This is a genomic window from Rhodospirillales bacterium (assembly GCA_016872535.1).
Taxonomy (GTDB): Bacteria; Pseudomonadota; Alphaproteobacteria; order Rhodospirillales; family 2-12-FULL-67-15; genus 2-12-FULL-67-15.
In genome coordinates this window covers 19,240-34,964 of record VGZQ01000029.1, presented here as the reverse complement: position 1 = coordinate 34,964, position 15,725 = coordinate 19,240, and the positions used below count along the sequence as shown (strand labels likewise).

Below are 15,725 nucleotides of genomic sequence, written 5' to 3'. Positions count from 1 at the left end.
GCCAATCCCGTCACCGTGGATGCGGTCCGGAGCCGGGGCTCGCGGCCGCCGCGAATCAGCTGCTGGGTTTGGACGAAGAACTCGATCTCGCGGATGCCGCCGCGCCCGAGCTTGATGTCGTGACCAGCGACCGCGATGGTTCCGCCGCCGTAGCGCGCGTGAATCTGGCGCTTGATCGAATGAATGTCCTGGATCGCGGCGAAATCCAAGTGCCGCCGCCAGACAAACGGGCGCAGGCGATCGAGGAACGCCCGGCCGGCCTCGATGTCCCCGGCAACGGCGCGCGCCTTGATCATCGCCGCGCGCTCCCAATTCTGGCCCAGGCTTTCGTAATAGGTCTCCGCCGCGTCGACCGAAAGGGCGAGCGGCGTCGCGCCCGGATCGGGCCTGAGGCGCAAATCGGTCCGGAAGACATAGCCCTCGGCGGTCCGTTCCTCCATCAGCCGCACCAAGCCGCGCGCGAGGCGAATAAAATGTTTTTGCAGCGATTCGGGCGCGGCGGTGCGAACGCGTTCGGTGTCGTAAAGTACGATCAGGTCGATGTCGCTCGAATAGTTCAGTTCGCGCGCGCCGAGCTTTCCCATGCCGAGCACGACGAGCCCCGAGCCGCGCTGGGGGTCGGTTTCCTCGGCGAGCGCGAAGGCGCCGCCGGCCGCCGCTTGGCGCAACAAGAAACCGGCCGCGGCGCCGAGCGCGGCGTCGGCCAAGTCGCTGAGCGTCCCCGTCACCCGGGCCAGATCCCAGATGCCGGAAATGTCGGCGAGCGCGGTCGCCAGCGCGACGCGGCGCTTGATGACGCGCAGCGCGCGCATCAGTTCGGCCTCGTCGGAGGGGGCGTGCCGGATGTCCGCCAAGGCGTGCGCCGCGACCTCGTCCGGGCCCTGTTCCAGAATGTCGCACAACACGCCCGGGTCGGCCGCCGCGATATGCGCCAAAAACGGGCTGTTGCCGAACACCGCCTCGATCAGGCGGCGTGCGCCCGAATCGGCGGCAAGCGTCCGGGCCCGCTCGCCGATCGCCGGCGCCTGGGCCGAGGCCGCGTCGAACCATCGTTCCAAACCCAAGGCCGCGAGGCTGGAACTCGACGGGTTGGGCACATATCTTTGGTTTTCGGCAAACCGTAATATGGTCATCTGCGCGCACACTGGGCGATAGCGGCTTTTCGGTCAATCCGTTACGTTCTTTAGGTTTTTTAAGGAAGGACCGATTACATTCCCCGGGCCGACCGGGGTGGTTCATGCCGTCCCCGCCGACGGAAGGGTCCGGGAACACCGGATAAGGAGATTTCTTGCTCAAACGTACCGTGCACGGCGCGCTGCATCTGGTCGGGGCCCTCGGCGCGGGCCTCGCGCTATTAATGCTGGCGCTGGCGTGGCGCCTGTCGTCGGGGCCGATCTCGCTCACGCCGCTCACGCCCTACGCCGAAAACGCGCTCAATGGCTTTCACCCCGAATTGCGGTTCCGCCTCGGCGACACGGTTCTCGCGTGGGGCGGTTGGGACCGTACCCTCGACATGCGCATTCAATCGGTTCGCATCTTCGAGAAATCCGGCGGGGTGATCGCCAACGTGCCGGAGGTGTCGTTCTCGCTCAGCGCGCAGGCGCTGTTGCACGGCATGATCGCGCCCCGCAGCATCGAACTGTTCGGGCCGCGCCTGTTTCTGGCCCGCCAGGCGGACGGCGGCTTCGTGATTGCGCTCGGCGACATCCCGTCCGAGGGGCAGAATTTACTCCAGCGTCTGCTCGATCAACTGCTGGCGCCGACCGAACGCAACCATCCGATGAGTTACCTCGCCCGTCTCAACATCCTGGGCGCGGATCTGACGATCGCCGACATGGCGCGCAACCGGTCGTGGCGCCTGCCGGCGACGCAGGTCCTCATCGCCCGCGACGCCGAGGGCCTGAGCGGCGAGGCGACTCTCAACTTCGAAACCGGCGGCGGGCGCGGCCAGGTGACGGTACAGGGCGCCTATCGCGCCGCCGACGGGCGTTCGCAAGCGACACTGACGTTTGTGCGGGCGCGCCCCGCGGCGTTCGCCGAATTCGTCGAGGCGTTGGCGCCGTTTTCCGCCCTCGATCTGCCGCTGGCCGGTACGGCGTCGGTCGCGCTGGAGCGGAACGGAACGGTGCGGTCGTTCGGTTTCAACCTGACCGGCGGCGAGGGCCGGCTCGCGTTGCCGAACCCTGCCGCGCAGAGCCTCGCGCTTCGTTCCCTCGCCATCAAGGGCCACTACGACGGCATCGCCGACCGACTCGAGGTCGAGCGGTTCCGCCTCGACCTCGACGCCGAAGGTTCCCTGATCGTGCCGGGAGGGCACGCGATGCCGCTGCGTTCGGCGGAGGGTCGCGGCGCTTATGCGCGCCGCGAAGGCCGCGCCGAATTGATCGAGGCCCGCTTCGATCTCGGCGGACCCCGGTTTTCGCTCGCGGGTTCGGGCGAAGTTGCCGGCGCCGACATCGTGGTTCGGGCCAAAGGCCGCCTCGAAAACGTTCCGGCCGATAAACTCGACCTCTACTGGCCGAGCGGCTGGGGCGGCGACGCCCGAAACTGGGTCGTTCCCAATCTTTCCGGCGGCTTTATGCCCCGGGCCGAGGCCAGCCTGGAGGTGCGCATCGGCCCCGACCGCCGCCCGGTTATCGCCGCGATCGACGGCAACATGGACCTCCGCGACATGACCGTCGATTACCTCGCGCCGATGCCCAAGGCGCACAAGGTGTCCGGGCGCGCCACGTTCAACAAGACCCGTTTCGATATCGCGATCGAAAAAGGCGAAGCGGCCGATCTTGCGGTCACGGGCGGCTCCATCGCCTTCACCGGCCTCGACCAGTACGACCAGTACGCCGACATCGAACTCGCCATTGCCGGCGGTTTTCGCCAAGGGCTCGCCCTGATCGAGCACGAACCGCTGCGCTTCGCCTCGGCTCTCGGTATCAGTCCGCAAGGCGCCGAAGGAAAAGTCGAAACCAATCTCAAGCTACGCTTCATCCTCGAACACACACTGACGGCGGAGCAAGTGGACATCAAAGCCGACGCCAAACTCGTCGATATCGGGTTGCGCGGCGCGCTGCTCGGCCAGGACCTGCGCCAGGGCAAACTCGAACTGACCCTCGATCGCAAGGGCATGGATATCAAGGGCAAGGCGCGGGTCGGCGGCATGACCGCCGACATCGATTGGCGGCGAAATTTCGATCCCAAGGCGACGGTGGTGAGCCGCTATCGCCTGACGGGCCGGAGCGGCGAGATTCGCTCGTTCGCCGATCTCGGCTTCGCGTTCGGCCCGCTCGGGGACGGCGCCGTCGAGGGGACGGCCGGCGCCGACATCCGGGTGGTCGAGGGACCGGACGGCGCCCGCAGCATCGAAGCGCGCGCGGATCTGAAGGACCTCGCCGTCGAGGTCAGGCCGCTCGGCTGGCGCAAGGAGCGCGGGCAACCGGGCACGGCGGAAGCCTCGCTGAGGGTCAAGCGCGACACGGTCGCCGCGATTCCTTCTTTCGCCGTTGCCGCCGACGATCTCGCGATCAAGGGCCGGGCGGTGTACGCGGCCGACGGCACCGGCCTCGACCGGATCGAAGTCGACCCGGTCCGTTACGGGCGTACCGATGCCAGCCTCGTCGTTCGCCAACGCACCGACGGCGGATGGGACATGGACGTCAAGGGCGCCAGTTTCGATTTCGGCCCGCTCTGGTCGGAGGTGCTGCGAGGCCGCGCGGCGACGCCGGAGAACGAAACCGTCGCCGCGCTCAAGCTCGGCATCGCCTTCGCGCTCGATCGGGTATGGATGGGCGACGATCGCTCCCTGGAACGCGTCAAGGGGGCGTTCCGCCACGACGGCGTGCGCTGGAGCTTGGCCGAGGCCGAAGGCCGCGTCGGCGCCAAGAACGCGCCGTTTACCCTCGCCGTCCGGCCGGCCGCCGACGGCGGCAAGCGCACCCTCGCCCTCAAAGCCGGCGACGCGGGCGCCATGCTCAAGGCGCTCGACTTCTACGACAACATGGTGGGCGGCACGCTCGACATTGCCGGCGAATACCTGGACCGGGATCCCGGCGAACCTCTGGTCGGCCGCGTCGTCGCCCGGGACTATCGCATCGTCAACGCGCCGCTGCTGGCGCGATTGCTGAGCGTCGCCGCGCTGACCGGAATTCTCGACGAACTCAAGGGCGAGGGCCTTAACTTCGCCGCGCTCGACCTGCCGTTCGTTCAGACCGAAGGCGTGATGGAACTGCGCGAGGCACGCGCGTTCGGCGCTTCGCTCGGCTTCACCGCGGCGGGCAAGATCTACACCGACACCGACATCTTCGACATGAACGGAACCATCGTGCCGGCATACGCGGTCAACAGCCTGCTCGGCAATCTTCCGGTGGTGGGCACGCTGTTCACCGGCGGCGAAAAGGGCGGCGGCGTGTTCGCCGCGACTTTCCGCATGACCGGTCCGCGCGAGGAACCGAACATCGCCATCAATCCGGTCGCGACGCTGGCTCCGGGATTCCTGCGCAATCTGTTCGGCGTTTTTGGCACCGCCGGACGCGAGGCGCCGCCGCGCGAAGAGAGCCGCTAGGTTCCTTCCAAGACGCCGCGCGATAAGTGACGTCGAAAAAGCGCTTCCCGATTTCAGCGCGAGATATCCGGCCACCGCCGCGCCGTATGGCGTATGGCGAGAATTTCCACCGCCTCTCGTCGGATCCGATACGCGATCAGGTAAGGCTGCCCAGCAAGATTTAACTCTCGAGTTCCCTTCACCCGACCCGGATGTCCCATTAGGGGATGGTCGCTCAAAGTTTCGACCTGGGCGCGAATTGTCCGCGCGACCTTAAGCGCGGCGAGCGGATCGCGTTCGAAAATATACGCATGGATATCCGAAAGATCGCGAAATGCCCGCGTGGTCCAGCGGACCTTCATTTCCGGCGCTTGATCGCCGTCCGACGGGATTTCCGCTCAAATTTCCTGAACAGAGCGGTCATGTCTCCGTCCGAAACGAAACGGCCCGCGTCAGCCTCCGCAAGGCCTTTTTTGACCTGGGCGATCCAGCGGCGCTCCTCGGCCAGATAGCGGTCGATGGCCTCGGCGACGACAAAATTCCGCGAGCGGGCTTGCACCCTAGCGACGGCGTCGATTTCTTCGAGCGTCTCGTGGGGGACGCGGACCGAAAAATTTCGTCCCGACATGGATTCCTTCCGAGAGATCCCAATGTAATTTTTTGTAATCGAAAGTAATCATACGCCGCTGCGCGCCGAAACGCAACCGCGCGCTTTCCCTACTCCGCCTTGACCAGGGCGTGGCGCTTCTTGCCGGCCGAAAGCTTGAGGATGCCTTCGGAGTCGAGATCGGCGAGCGTGACGGCATGGGTTTCCCGATCGACGGTTTTGTCGTTGAGGCGGGCGCCGCCGCCGCGGATGAGCCGCCGCGCCTCGCCGCCGCTCGCCGCCAGCCCCGCCTTGTGGAACAGCTCGAACGCGGGAATGCCCTTGGCGAACTGGTCGCGGGACAGGGCGATCGTCGGCAGCGACTCGCCGGCCGCGCCTTCCTCGAAGGTGCGGCGCGCGGTTTCGGCCGCCCTGTCCGCCGCGTCCTTGCCATGCAGCAACTCGGTCGCGGCGCTCGCCAAAATTTTTTTCGCTTCGTTGATCTCGGCACCGCCGAGTTTTTCCAAGCGCGCGATTTCCGGTTCGGGCAGTTCCGTGAACAGCCTGAGAAAACGCCCGACGTCCGCGTCCTCGGTGTTGCGCCAGTATTGCCAATAATCGTAGGGCGCGAGCATCCTGTCGCTCAGCCAGACCGCGCCGTCGGCGGTCTTGCCCATTTTCGCGCCGGAGGCGGTGGTCAGCAGCGGCGTGGTCAGGCCGAACAACTCGCGCCCAAGCACGCGCCGGCCGAGGTCGGTACCGCCGACGATATTGCCCCATTGGTCCGAACCGCCCATCTGCAGCACGCAGTCGTAACGCCGCGCCAGCTCGACGAAGTCGTAGGCTTGCAGGACCATGTAATTGAACTCGAGAAAGGTGAGCGGCTGTTCGCGCTCGAGGCGCAGCTTGACGCTGTCCTGGGTCAGCATCCGGTTGACCGAGAAATGGCGGCCGTAATCACGCAGAAACGGAATGTAGCCGAGGGCGTCAAGCCATCCGGCGTTGTCGACCATGAGCGCGTCGGTGGGCCCGTCGCCGAATTTCAGGAATCGGGCGAAGACTTCCTTGATGCCGGCCATGTTGGCGGCGATCTCGGCGTCGGTCAGAAGCTTCCGCGCTTCGTCCTTGCCCGAGGGATCGCCGATCTTGGTGGTGCCGCCGCCCATCAGCACAATCGGCTTGTGGCCGGCGCGTTGCAGCCGGCGCAGCAACATGATCGAAACCAGGCTGCCCGCGTGCAGGCTGGGTGCGGTGCAGTCGAAGCCGATGTAGGCGACGATCCGCTTCGCCGCCGCGAGCGCATCGAGCGCGCCCAGGTCGGTACACTGGTGCAGGTAGCCTCGGGCGGCGATGGTCGCCAAAAATTCGGATCGGTGCGCGGTCATGGGTCGGGAACGGCTTGCGGGACGGGCCGATACTTAGCACAATCGCGCCAAGCTGACAGCCGCCAGGATTCGAATTCTTCATGACCGGCAAGCGTTTTCGCGCGCTCGGGCTGATGAGCGGCACGTCGATGGACGGCATTGACGCCGCGTTGATCGAAACCGACGGCGAACGGGTGTTGGCCCTGGGGCCGGCCCGCACCGACCCTTACGACGGACCGTTCCGCGAACGCCTGCGCGCCGTCCTGGGCACGGACGGAAACGACGCCGACCTCGTCCGCGCGCTGACCGACCGCCACGCGGATACCGTCCGAAGGCTGCTCGCCGACGCGCGCCTTTCGCCCGCGGACGTGGACGTGGCCGGCTTCCACGGCCACACCGTCCGCCACGACCCCGTGCATCACCTGACCCGCCAGATCGGCGACGGCGACCGTCTCGCCCGCCTGACCGGGATTTCCGTCGTCGCCGATTTCCGCAGCCGCGACATGGCCGAAGGCGGCGAAGGAGCGCCACTGGCGCCCCTTTATCATGCCGCCTGCGCCGCCGACCTTCCCAAACCGCTCGCCGTGCTTAACCTCGGCGGCGTGGCCAATGTGACGTGGATCGGGAACGGCGATCCGATCGCTTTCGACACCGGCCCCGGCAACGCGTTGCTCGACGATTGGGTGCGCCGGACGACCGGCCGGCCGATGGACGAAGAGGGCCGATTGGCGCGCGCGGGATGCCCCGACCGGGCGCGGCTCGATGCTTGGCTCGCCAACGAATATTTCCGCAAACTTCCGCCCAAATCCCTCGACCGCGATCATTTCGCCCGCGCCCTCGCCGATGTTCGCTCGCTCGCGCCCGCCGACGGCGCGGCGACGCTGGCGCACTTCACCGCTCTCTCCGTCGCTTGCGCGCGCGATCATTTTCCCGCCCCCCCCGGACGCTGGCTGGTTACCGGCGGAGGGCGACATAATTGTTATTTGATGGCGTTGCTCGGCGAGGCGCTCGGCACCGACGTGGCGGCGGTCGAGGATGTCGGCTGGCGCGGCGATTTCCTGGAGGCGGAAGCGTTCGCCTTTCTCGCCGTCCGCTCGCTGCGGGAGTTGCCGCTCAGCCTGCCGAGCACCACCGGCGTGCGCGCGCCCTGCACGGGCGGGACGCTGTATCCGTCGGGGACGAAGGGCGCCTAGGCGGCCTTGGCCAAGGCCCGCGCCAAATACGTCTCGACGATTTGATTCAGGTTGTCGCCGTGGCTGGCGAAGAAGTGGTCGGCGCCTTCGATCACCCGATAGTCGATCTTGATGTTTTTCTGCGCCGACAGTTTTTGCGCGAGCTTGTTGACGGCGGCGAGCGGCACCAGTTCGTCCTTGTCCCCGTGCACGATCAAGCCCGACGCCGGGCACGGCGCGAGAAAGGAAAAGTCATAGATGCTTGCCGGCGGCGCGATCGAGATGAAGCCGCCGATCTCGGGCCGGCGCATCATCAGCTGCATGGCGATCCAGGCGCCGAAGGAAAAGCCCGCGATCCAGCACGCCGGCGTGTTCGGGTTCTGGGCCTGGAGCCAGTCGAGGGAAGAGGCGGCGTCGCTGAGTTCGCCCTGGCCGTTGTCGAACTGCCCTTGGCTGCGCCCGACGCCGCGGAAATTGAAGCGCAGCGCCGAGAAGCCCTTGGCGACGAAGGTTTGATAGAGCGCGTAGACGACTTTGTTGTTCATGGTCCCCCCGTACTGCGGATGCGGGTGGAGCACGAGGGCAATGGGGGCGTTCGGGGTCTTGGCGTGCTGGTAACGGCCTTCGATTCTGCCGTCTGGGCCGTTGAAGATGACTTCAGGCATCAGGTATAAACCTAGCTCTTGAGTATGCTATTAGGATGTTTCCACAACGTCGATATGGCTCATATATTATTTAATTTTCAATAGATTATAGAAAAAATACCCATATGAATAATATTTTATTCTTCTAATCTTGACTTCGCCTATAGGCTATTTTATATCCATAACCATCGGGAAATTGTGGATACCCACACTGCGGAGTGTGGTTATAGACGATAAACCGCTGAACCGTCACTAAAAAACGCAGGCCGGATCATGTTCACGTCTATCCAGGACGATTTGGACGCCTTTCTCGCCAGAGACCCAGCCGCCCGATCAAGGTTTGAGGTGGCGCTGCTCTATTCCGGATTCCACGCGGTGGCGATCCATCGCTTGACCCATGCCCTTTGGCGCCGCGGGTGGCGCCTGCTCGCCCGGTTTCTGTCCCAGCTCGGCCGGTTCATCACCGGCATCGAAATCCATCCCGGCGCCACCGTCGGCCGCCGGCTGGTGATCGACCACGGCATGGGCGTGGTCATCGGCGAAACCGCCGAAATCGGCGACGATGTCACGCTCTATCAGGGCGTGACCTTGGGCGGCACTTCGCCCGCGGTCGATTCGGCGTCCCAGGTTGGCCAAAAGCGTCACCCGACCCTCCGCGACCGGGTCATCATCGGCTCGGGCGCGCAAGTGCTCGGCCCGATCGTGATTGGCGAAGGGGCGCGCGTCGGCGCGAATTCCGTCGTGACCAAGGAAGTGCCGCCGGGGGTGACCGCGATCGGCATTCCGGCGCAGGTGGTGATGCCCAAGGACAAGGCCGCGGCGCGCGCCTTCGTCGCCTACGGCACGCCCGAGGGGTGCCCGGATCCGGTTTTGATGACGATCGAGAATTTGCGGTCCCAAGTCGCCGACCTCAAGGAACGAGTCGGCGATCTGGAGTCGCAGTTGCGGGCCGAACGCGCCCGCGATCGAGCCAGTTGAAAGGAGACAAGGCTATGAAACTCAGCACCAAGGGCCGTTACGCGGTCATGGCGATGGTCGATTTGGCCTCCAACAGCCGGGGCAAGCCGGTTGCGCTGGCCGATGTCGCCAGCCGCCAGGAGATTTCGCTGTCGTACCTGGAACAGTTGTTCAGCAAGCTGCGCCGCGGCGGCGTGGTCAAGAGCGTGCGCGGTCCGGGCGGCGGTTATCTGCTCGCGCGGCCCGAATCGGAAACCCGCGTTTCCGACATCATTCTCGCCGTGGACGAGCCGATCCAGGCCACCCGCTGCACCCCCGGGCAACCGGCCGGCTGTCATTCCAACAAAACTCGCTGTCTGACCCACGATCTGTGGGAGGAACTGGGTAACCAGATTTATCTCTACCTCAGCTCGGTTTCGCTCGCCGACGTGGTCGACAAGCGCGTGCTTGGCTCCAGCGGGCGCGTGTTCCGGTCCGGCGACGGCGCACCGCCGGACGCTGGCGGCCGGATCGCGGCTGCGGAATAACAGCAATACGCCTTCCCGTCCGAGCGGACCGACGATCATGATGCAGAGCGCCGTTTATCTCGATCACAACGCGACCACCCCGCTCCGGCCCGAGGCCGAGCGGGCGGTGATCGCTACGCTTGCGCGCGTCGGCAACCCGTCGTCGGTCCACCGCTTCGGCCGCGCCGCGCGGCGCACGATCGAGGACGCGCGCGAACAGGTTGCCGCCCTGGTCGGTGCGCGCGCCGAAAACGTGACGTTCACCTCGGGCGGGACCGAGGCCAACGCGCTGGCTCTGCGCGGCGCCGGCCGCGCCCGTGTTGTTGTGTCGGCGGTCGAGCACGCCTCGGTGCTGGCCGCCGTACCGGGTGCGGTCCGCGTGCCCGTCGATTCCGAAGGCGTGATCGATCTCGCGGCGTTGGAAGCGGCGCTCGCCGCGGATTCCCGCCCCGCACTCGTTTCGCTCATGCTCGCCAACAACGAAACCGGCGTCATCCAGCCGGTCGCGCGGGCCGCCGAAATCGCCCGGCGCCATGGCGCGGCTCTCCACTGCGACGCGGTCCAAGCGGCCGGCAAGATTCCGGTCGACGCGGCCGAACTCGGCGCGCATTTCGTGACTCTCTCCGCCCATAAGCTCGGCGGGCCCATGGGCGTCGGCGCATTGGTCACCGATGGAACCGCTCCGCTCGAAGCCCTGCTCAAGGGCGGCGGCCAGGAACGCGGCCTGCGCGCGGGGACCGAAAACGTCTCCGGCATCGCCGGCTTCGGCGCCGCCGCCGAAGCCGTCCGCGCCGATCTCGACTGCATGGGCCGCCTCGCCGCTTGGCGCGACGCGCTCGAAGCGCGCGCCCGCGCCGCGGTGCCGTCGGCACGGATCCTGGGCGCGGACGCTCTCCGCCTTCCCAACACCTCCTGCCTCGCCCTTCCCGGCGTCGCCGCCGAAACTCAGGTGATCGCCCTCGATCTCGCCGGCGTCGCCGTCAGCGCGGGCTCGGCCTGCTCCTCGGGCAAGGTGGGCGCAAGCCACGTGCTCGCCGCCATGGGTCTGGACGCGGACATCGTCGGTTCGGCGATTCGAATCAGCCTCGGCTGGTCGAGCGCCGCCGCCGATATCGAACGATTTTTGGAATCTTGGACCGCCTTGGCCGCCCGAACGGCGCCAGGCGGGGCGGTATCCGCCGCCTGAACGAAAAACAACGAGAGGGAATCGAGTCATGCGAGCCAACGAAGCCACCGCCAAGATCGAGAATGCGGTCCGCGGCGCCTTGAAGAACCCGCGCAGCGACGGCGCGCCGGTCTATCTCGACTACCAGGCGACCACGCCGACCGATCCGCGCGTGGTCGAAACCATGCTCCCCTATTTCAACGCCCGTTTCGGCAACCCCCATTCGCGCAGCCACGCCTACGGCTGGCGCGCCGAGGACGCGGTCGAACACGCGCGCGAACAGATCGCCAGCCTGATCAAGGCCAACCCGAAGGAACTCATCTTCACCTCCGGCGCGACCGAGTCGAACAACCTCGCGCTCAAGGGGGTCGCCTATTTCTACAAGGACAAGAAGAACCACATCATCACCTGCGTGACCGAGCACAAATGCGTGCTCGACGCCTGCCGGCACCTGGAGCAGGAAGGGTTTCGGGTCACCTACCTGCCGGTCGGCGCCAACGGTCTGATTGATCTCGAACGCCTCAAGGCGACGATCGACGACAAGACGGCGCTGGTGTCGATCATGGCAGTCAACAACGAAATCGGCGTCATCCAGCCGATCCGCGAAATCGGCCGCATCTGTCGCGAACGCGGCGTCTTCTTCCACACCGATTGCGCGCAAGCGGTGGGCAAGATCCCGCTCGACGTCGAGGACATGAACATCGACCTGATGAGCATTTCCGGCCACAAAATCTACGGGCCGATGGGCATCGGCGCGCTCTACGTCCGCCGCCGGCCGCGCGTGCGCCTGGTGCCGCTGTTCAACGGCGGCGGCCAGGAGCGCGGCATGCGCTCGGGGACGCTGCCGTTGCCGCTCTGCGTCGGGCTCGGCGCCGCGTGCGCCATCGCCGAAAAGGAGATGGGCGCGGAAGCCGAACGCCTTAAGGCGATGCGCGACCGGCTCTACAACCGGCTCAAGCAGCGGCTGCCGGAAATCTACCTCAACGGCGATCTCGACCACCGTATTCCAGGCAACCTCAACATCAGCTTCGCCTACGTCGAGGGCGAAGGCCTGATGATGGGGCTCAAGGATTTGGCGGTGTCCTCGGGCTCGGCCTGCACGTCGGCCTCGCTCGAGCCGTCCTACGTGCTGCGCGCGCTCGGCGTCGAAGAGGAGCTGGCGCACACCTCGCTTCGCCTCGGGCTCGGCCGCTTCACCACCGAAGCCGAGGTCGACTACGCCGCCGATCGCATCGCGGCCGAGGTCGAGCGGCTCCGCGCCATGAGCCCGCTCTGGGAAATGGCGCGGGAAGGCATCGATATCAAATCCATCAAGTGGGCCGAGCATTGAGCGGCCCCGTTGAACCGTCTAAATAAAGGGTAAAGGAGAAGGGTCATGGCTTACAGCGACAAGGTGATCGATCACTACGAAAACCCCCGCAATGTCGGGGCGTTCGACAAGAACGATGCCAGCGTCGGCACCGGCTTGGTCGGCGCGCCCGCCTGCGGCGACGTGATGAAGCTCCAGATCAAGGTCAACGCCCAAGGCATCATCGAGGACGCCAAGTTCAAGACTTTCGGCTGCGGTTCGGCCATCGCGTCGAGTTCGCTGGTGACCGAATGGGTCAAGGGCAAGACCTTGGACGAGGCGGCAACCTTGAAGAACACCCAGATCGCGGAACACCTCTCGCTCCCGCCGGTCAAGATCCACTGCTCGGTGCTGGCCGAGGACGCGATCAAGGCCGCCATCGGCGATTACAAAGCGAAGATGGGCAAGGGCAAGGAAGCCGCCGAATGACCACGTCCGCCTCCTCTTCGACCCCTGCGTCGGCGCCGCCCTCCCCGGCGGCGCCGGTGCGCGCGCCGCGGCCGGCGCCGATGACCGTCACGCCGGCCGCCGTCGCAAAAATCAAGGCGCTGCTCGACGGGCGCGGCAAGCCCTCGGCCGGAATTCGCATCGGTATCCGCACCAAGGGCTGCTCGGGCATGTCCTATACCCTCGAATTCGCCGACGAGCGCAACGCTTTCGACGAGGTGGTCGAAACCCAAGGCGTGACCCTCCTGATCGATCCCAAGGCGACCATGTTCATCCTCGGGACCGAGATGGACTACCGCGAGGACAAGCTCGAATCGGGGTTCGTGTTCACCAACCCCAACGAAAAAGGCCGCTGCGGCTGCGGCGAATCCTTTCACGTTTGAATCGCGCGCTTCGCGTGATCGCCGTTTCTTCCGGAGCGCACCGATGCCGCAGGTTCGACCCGCCGAACAATCCGCCGCGCCTTCCGGCGCGACGCAAGCCTGCTGGTCGTGCGGCGGGCCGACGCCCGGGGAGGCGCCCTTCTGCGTCACCTGCCGCGCGGTACAGCCGCCGGGCGACGTCGATCATTTCCGGCGCCTGGGGCTCGAACGCGCTTTCGCCGTCGATCGCGCCGAGCTGGAGCGGCGCTATTTCGACTTGCAGCGCCGCCTCCATCCCGACCGCTTCGCCACCCGCACCGCGCGCGAGAAGGCGCTGTCGCAGGCCCAGGCCGTCAGCCTGAACGAAGCCTACGAGACGCTCGCCGATCCCTTGAAGCGGGCGGTCTATCTGCTGCATCTCGCCGGCATGGACGTTCTGTCCGAGGGCTGCAATCAGATCGCCGATCCGGTCATCCTGATGGAAGCGATGGAAATGCGCGAAGCGCTCGCCGCCGCGCAATCGGCCGCGCAGGTGGAATTGTTCGCCGCCAACATTACCGCCGACATCGAGGAGTGCGTCGACGACTTGGCGACGGCTTTCCGCAAGAACGACCTCGACGAAGCCGCCAAGCTCACCACCCGGTTGCGGTACCTCCGCAAACTGATCGACGACAGCCGCGCCCGCCGCGCCGGCAAGAGTTGACCCGATGGCCCTGCTGCAAATCCACGAGCCGGGCGCCACCCCGCTGCCGCACGCCGCCGAGCGCGCGTTGGCGGTCGGCATCGACCTCGGCACCACCAATTCGGTCGTCGCCGTCAGCCGCAAAGGCCAGCCCGAGGTGTTGCGCGACGAAAAAGGCTCGGGCCTGGTGCCATCGGTGGTCGCTTACCCGCCGGACCTTCCGCCCATTGTCGGCTTTGCCGCCCGCGCCATGCTGCTGGAGCAGCCCGATCGGGTCGTCAGTTCGATCAAGCGCCTGATGGGGCGCGGCGCCGAGGACGTGAAGGCGCTCGCCGGCACGCTGCCCTACGAACTCGACAACGACGCCGATAGGGAGGGCGGCATGGTCCGCCTCAAAGTCGGCGGGCGCCGGCTGACGCCGGTCGAGGTGTCAGCCGACATCCTGCGCGCGCTGAAGGCCCGCGCCGAGACCAAGCTCGGCGCGACGGTGGACCGCGCGGTGATCACCGTTCCCGCCTATTTCGACGATTCCGCCCGCGCCGCGACCAAGGACGCGGCCCGCCTCGCCGGGATCGAGGTCTTGCGCCTGGTCAACGAGCCGACCGCCGCAGCTCTGGCCTACGGACTCGACAAGCAAGCGGAGGGCGTCTACGCGGTCTACGACCTCGGCGGCGGCACGTTCGACATCTCGATCCTGCGCCTCGAAAAAGGGGTGTTTCAGGTGCTGGCGACCGGCGGCGATTCGGCCCTCGGCGGCGACGATTTCGATCACCTGCTCGCCGAGGCGTTCATCCGCGAGCGTCACGCCGCCACCGGCGAGACTCGCCTCACTCCCGGCGAGGCGAAGCTCGCGCTCGCCACCGCCCGCATCGCCAAGGAATGCCTCTCGGCCTCGCCCGATGGCCAATGGGTCCTCGACGCCGACGGCACGCCGACCACTCACGTCATGACCCGCGAGCGCTTCGAAGCGATGATCGAGCCGCTGGTCGAGCGCACCGCCCGCATTTGCCGCGAGGTGATGGTCGACGCCGGCTTGAAGCCCGCCGACGTCAAGGGCGTGGTCCTGGTCGGCGGATCGACCCGGGTTCCGCTGGTGCGGCGCGCGGTCGCGCACGTCTTCGGCCATGAACCGCTCGCCGACATCGACCCCGACGAAGTGGTCGCGGTCGGCGCCGCGCTGCAGGCCGAGGCGTTGACGGCGGGCCTGGACGCGCTGCTGCTCGACGTCACGCCGCTCTCGCTCGGCCTCGAAACCATGGGCGGGCTGGTGGAGAAAATCATTCCCCGCAACACGCCGATCCCGGCGGCGCTGGCGCAGGAATTCACCACCTACCAGGACGGCCAGACCGGCATGATCCTGCACGTCGTCCAGGGCGAACGGGAAATGGTCGACCAATGCCGCTCGCTCGCCCGGTTCGAGCTCAAGGGCATCCCGCCCATGACCGCGGGCGCGGCGCGCATCCGGGTCACGTTCGCGGTCGACGCCGACGGGCTGCTGACGGTGACCGCGCGCGAAACCACCACCGGCGTCGAGCAGAAAATCGAGGTCAAGCCGTCCTACGGACTCGGCGAGGATGAAATGGCCGCCATGCTGCGCGACAGCCTGGAACACGCGCGCGAGGATATGGAAGCGCGCCTGCTCGCCGAGGCCCGGGTCGAAGCCGGCCGGGTCCTGAACGCGGTGCGCGCGGCGTTGGCCGCCGACGGCGACCTATTGGATACGAACGAACGGGCGGCGATCGACGGTGCCGTCGCCGCGCTGGAAAAGAAGTTGCCCGGAACCGAACGGGACGCTATCAACGCCGCCGCCGAGGCGCTGGAAACGGCGACCAAGCCGTTCGCCGAAAAGCGGATGGATCGCGGCATCCGTGCCGCGCTCGGCGGCGTCGCCGTGGAACAACTGGACGCGCGCGTCGCCGAAAAACGCGCCGGGCATTAATTGAGTCGGGAACGGAGCT

15 protein-coding genes are annotated in these 15,725 nt (G+C 66.6%); 10 read left to right on the top strand and 5 right to left on the bottom strand.

From position 1 onward, the window contains the following. Positions 1 to 1,133: glutamine-synthetase adenylyltransferase (locus tag FJ311_07690; GenBank protein ID MBM3951321.1), on the bottom strand; the 1,133-nt coding region annotated here is incomplete at its 3' end. 155 nt (positions 1,134 to 1,288) lie between these two features. On the opposite strand from FJ311_07690, the gene FJ311_07685 reads away from it, so the two are divergent. Beyond that, positions 1,289 to 4,555, top strand: coding sequence for a hypothetical protein (locus FJ311_07685; GenBank protein MBM3951320.1), 3,267 nt, complete (start codon positions 1,289 to 1,291; stop codon positions 4,553 to 4,555). A gap of 53 nt (positions 4,556 to 4,608) precedes the next feature. Here FJ311_07685 and FJ311_07680 read toward each other — a convergent pair whose 3' ends face one another. The 3 genes from FJ311_07680 to FJ311_07670 all read right to left on the bottom strand — a co-directional run bounded on the left by FJ311_07680 (position 4,609) and on the right by FJ311_07670 (position 6,505). Continuing rightward, complete coding sequence (locus tag FJ311_07680; protein ID MBM3951319.1) at positions 4,609 to 4,896, bottom strand: type II toxin-antitoxin system RelE/ParE family toxin; 288 nt, start codon at positions 4,894 to 4,896, stop codon at positions 4,609 to 4,611. Beyond that, positions 4,893 to 5,162: a ribbon-helix-helix protein, CopG family gene (locus tag FJ311_07675; GenBank protein ID MBM3951318.1), complete on the bottom strand. Its 270-nt coding sequence runs from the start codon at positions 5,160 to 5,162 to the stop codon at positions 4,893 to 4,895. Before FJ311_07675 ends, FJ311_07680 begins: the two co-directional genes overlap by 4 nt. Positions 5,163 to 5,251: 89 nt before the next feature. Beyond that, entirely contained in the window at positions 5,252 to 6,505 is a 1,254-nt protein-coding gene (locus FJ311_07670) for a tyrosine--tRNA ligase (GenBank protein ID MBM3951317.1), read from the bottom strand. An 80-nt stretch (positions 6,506 to 6,585) separates the two neighbouring features. Here FJ311_07670 and FJ311_07665 point away from each other — a divergent pair, with 80 nt between their 5' ends. Beyond that, positions 6,586 to 7,677 (top strand): anhydro-N-acetylmuramic acid kinase, encoded by a 1,092-nt coding sequence (locus FJ311_07665; GenBank protein ID MBM3951316.1) that lies wholly within the window; start codon positions 6,586 to 6,588, stop codon positions 7,675 to 7,677. Here FJ311_07665 and FJ311_07660 read toward each other — a convergent pair. After that, positions 7,674 to 8,321, bottom strand: a complete 648-nt coding sequence (locus tag FJ311_07660; GenBank protein MBM3951315.1) for an alpha/beta hydrolase — start codon at positions 8,319 to 8,321, stop codon at positions 7,674 to 7,676. The two genes, FJ311_07665 and FJ311_07660, sit on opposite strands and share 4 nt — an antisense overlap. Positions 8,322 to 8,573: 252 nt before the next feature. Here FJ311_07660 and cysE point away from each other — a divergent pair, with 252 nt between their 5' ends. The 8 genes from cysE (at position 8,574) to hscA (ending at position 15,706) form a co-directional block, all read left to right on the top strand. Further along, a complete protein-coding gene (gene cysE / locus FJ311_07655; protein MBM3951314.1) occupies positions 8,574 to 9,278 on the top strand; it encodes a serine O-acetyltransferase in 705 nt (234 codons plus the stop codon). Between the two features lie 14 nt (positions 9,279 to 9,292). After that, positions 9,293 to 9,784 (top strand): Rrf2 family transcriptional regulator, encoded by a 492-nt coding sequence (locus FJ311_07650; GenBank protein MBM3951313.1) that lies wholly within the window; start codon positions 9,293 to 9,295, stop codon positions 9,782 to 9,784. 40 nt (positions 9,785 to 9,824) lie between these two features. After that, positions 9,825 to 10,949, top strand: coding sequence for a cysteine desulfurase (locus tag FJ311_07645; protein ID MBM3951312.1), 1,125 nt, complete (start codon positions 9,825 to 9,827; stop codon positions 10,947 to 10,949). A 28-nt stretch (positions 10,950 to 10,977) separates the two neighbouring features. After that, entirely contained in the window at positions 10,978 to 12,258 is a 1,281-nt protein-coding gene (locus FJ311_07640; protein ID MBM3951311.1) for an IscS subfamily cysteine desulfurase, read from the top strand. Positions 12,259 to 12,303: 45 nt separating this feature from the next. Next, the gene (iscU, locus tag FJ311_07635) at positions 12,304 to 12,705 is read left to right on the top strand and encodes a Fe-S cluster assembly scaffold IscU (GenBank protein ID MBM3951310.1); all 402 of its coding nucleotides are present in this window, start codon (positions 12,304 to 12,306) and stop codon (positions 12,703 to 12,705) included. Positions 12,706 to 12,785: 80 nt separating this feature from the next. Further along, the gene (locus tag FJ311_07630) at positions 12,786 to 13,106 is read left to right on the top strand and encodes an iron-sulfur cluster assembly accessory protein (protein ID MBM3951309.1); all 321 of its coding nucleotides are present in this window, start codon (positions 12,786 to 12,788) and stop codon (positions 13,104 to 13,106) included. A 43-nt stretch (positions 13,107 to 13,149) separates the two neighbouring features. After that, a complete protein-coding gene (gene hscB, locus FJ311_07625) occupies positions 13,150 to 13,788 on the top strand; it encodes a Fe-S protein assembly co-chaperone HscB (protein MBM3951308.1) in 639 nt (212 codons plus the stop codon). Positions 13,789 to 13,792: 4 nt separating this feature from the next. Next, entirely contained in the window at positions 13,793 to 15,706 is a 1,914-nt protein-coding gene (hscA, locus tag FJ311_07620; protein ID MBM3951307.1) for a Fe-S protein assembly chaperone HscA, read from the top strand. Positions 15,707 to 15,725: the final 19 nt, after the last annotated feature.

Coding starts and splice junctions, on each gene's coding strand:
- FJ311_07680 (MBM3951319.1), bottom strand. CDS start 4,896: ATGAAGGTCCGCTGGACCACGCGGGCATTTCGCGATCTTTCGGATATC.
- FJ311_07675 (MBM3951318.1), bottom strand. CDS start 5,162: ATGTCGGGACGAAATTTTTCGGTCCGCGTCCCCCACGAGACGCTCGAA.
- FJ311_07670 (MBM3951317.1), bottom strand. CDS start 6,505: ATGACCGCGCACCGATCCGAATTTTTGGCGACCATCGCCGCCCGAGGC.
- FJ311_07665 (MBM3951316.1), top strand. CDS start 6,586: ATGACCGGCAAGCGTTTTCGCGCGCTCGGGCTGATGAGCGGCACGTCG.
- FJ311_07660 (MBM3951315.1), bottom strand. CDS start 8,321: ATGCCTGAAGTCATCTTCAACGGCCCAGACGGCAGAATCGAAGGCCGT.
- cysE (MBM3951314.1), top strand. CDS start 8,574: ATGTTCACGTCTATCCAGGACGATTTGGACGCCTTTCTCGCCAGAGAC.
- FJ311_07650 (MBM3951313.1), top strand. CDS start 9,293: ATGAAACTCAGCACCAAGGGCCGTTACGCGGTCATGGCGATGGTCGAT.
- FJ311_07645 (MBM3951312.1), top strand. CDS start 9,825: ATGCAGAGCGCCGTTTATCTCGATCACAACGCGACCACCCCGCTCCGG.
- FJ311_07640 (MBM3951311.1), top strand. CDS start 10,978: ATGCGAGCCAACGAAGCCACCGCCAAGATCGAGAATGCGGTCCGCGGC.
- iscU (MBM3951310.1), top strand. CDS start 12,304: ATGGCTTACAGCGACAAGGTGATCGATCACTACGAAAACCCCCGCAAT.
- FJ311_07630 (MBM3951309.1), top strand. CDS start 12,786: ATGACCGTCACGCCGGCCGCCGTCGCAAAAATCAAGGCGCTGCTCGAC.
- hscB (MBM3951308.1), top strand. CDS start 13,150: ATGCCGCAGGTTCGACCCGCCGAACAATCCGCCGCGCCTTCCGGCGCG.
- hscA (MBM3951307.1), top strand. CDS start 13,793: ATGGCCCTGCTGCAAATCCACGAGCCGGGCGCCACCCCGCTGCCGCAC.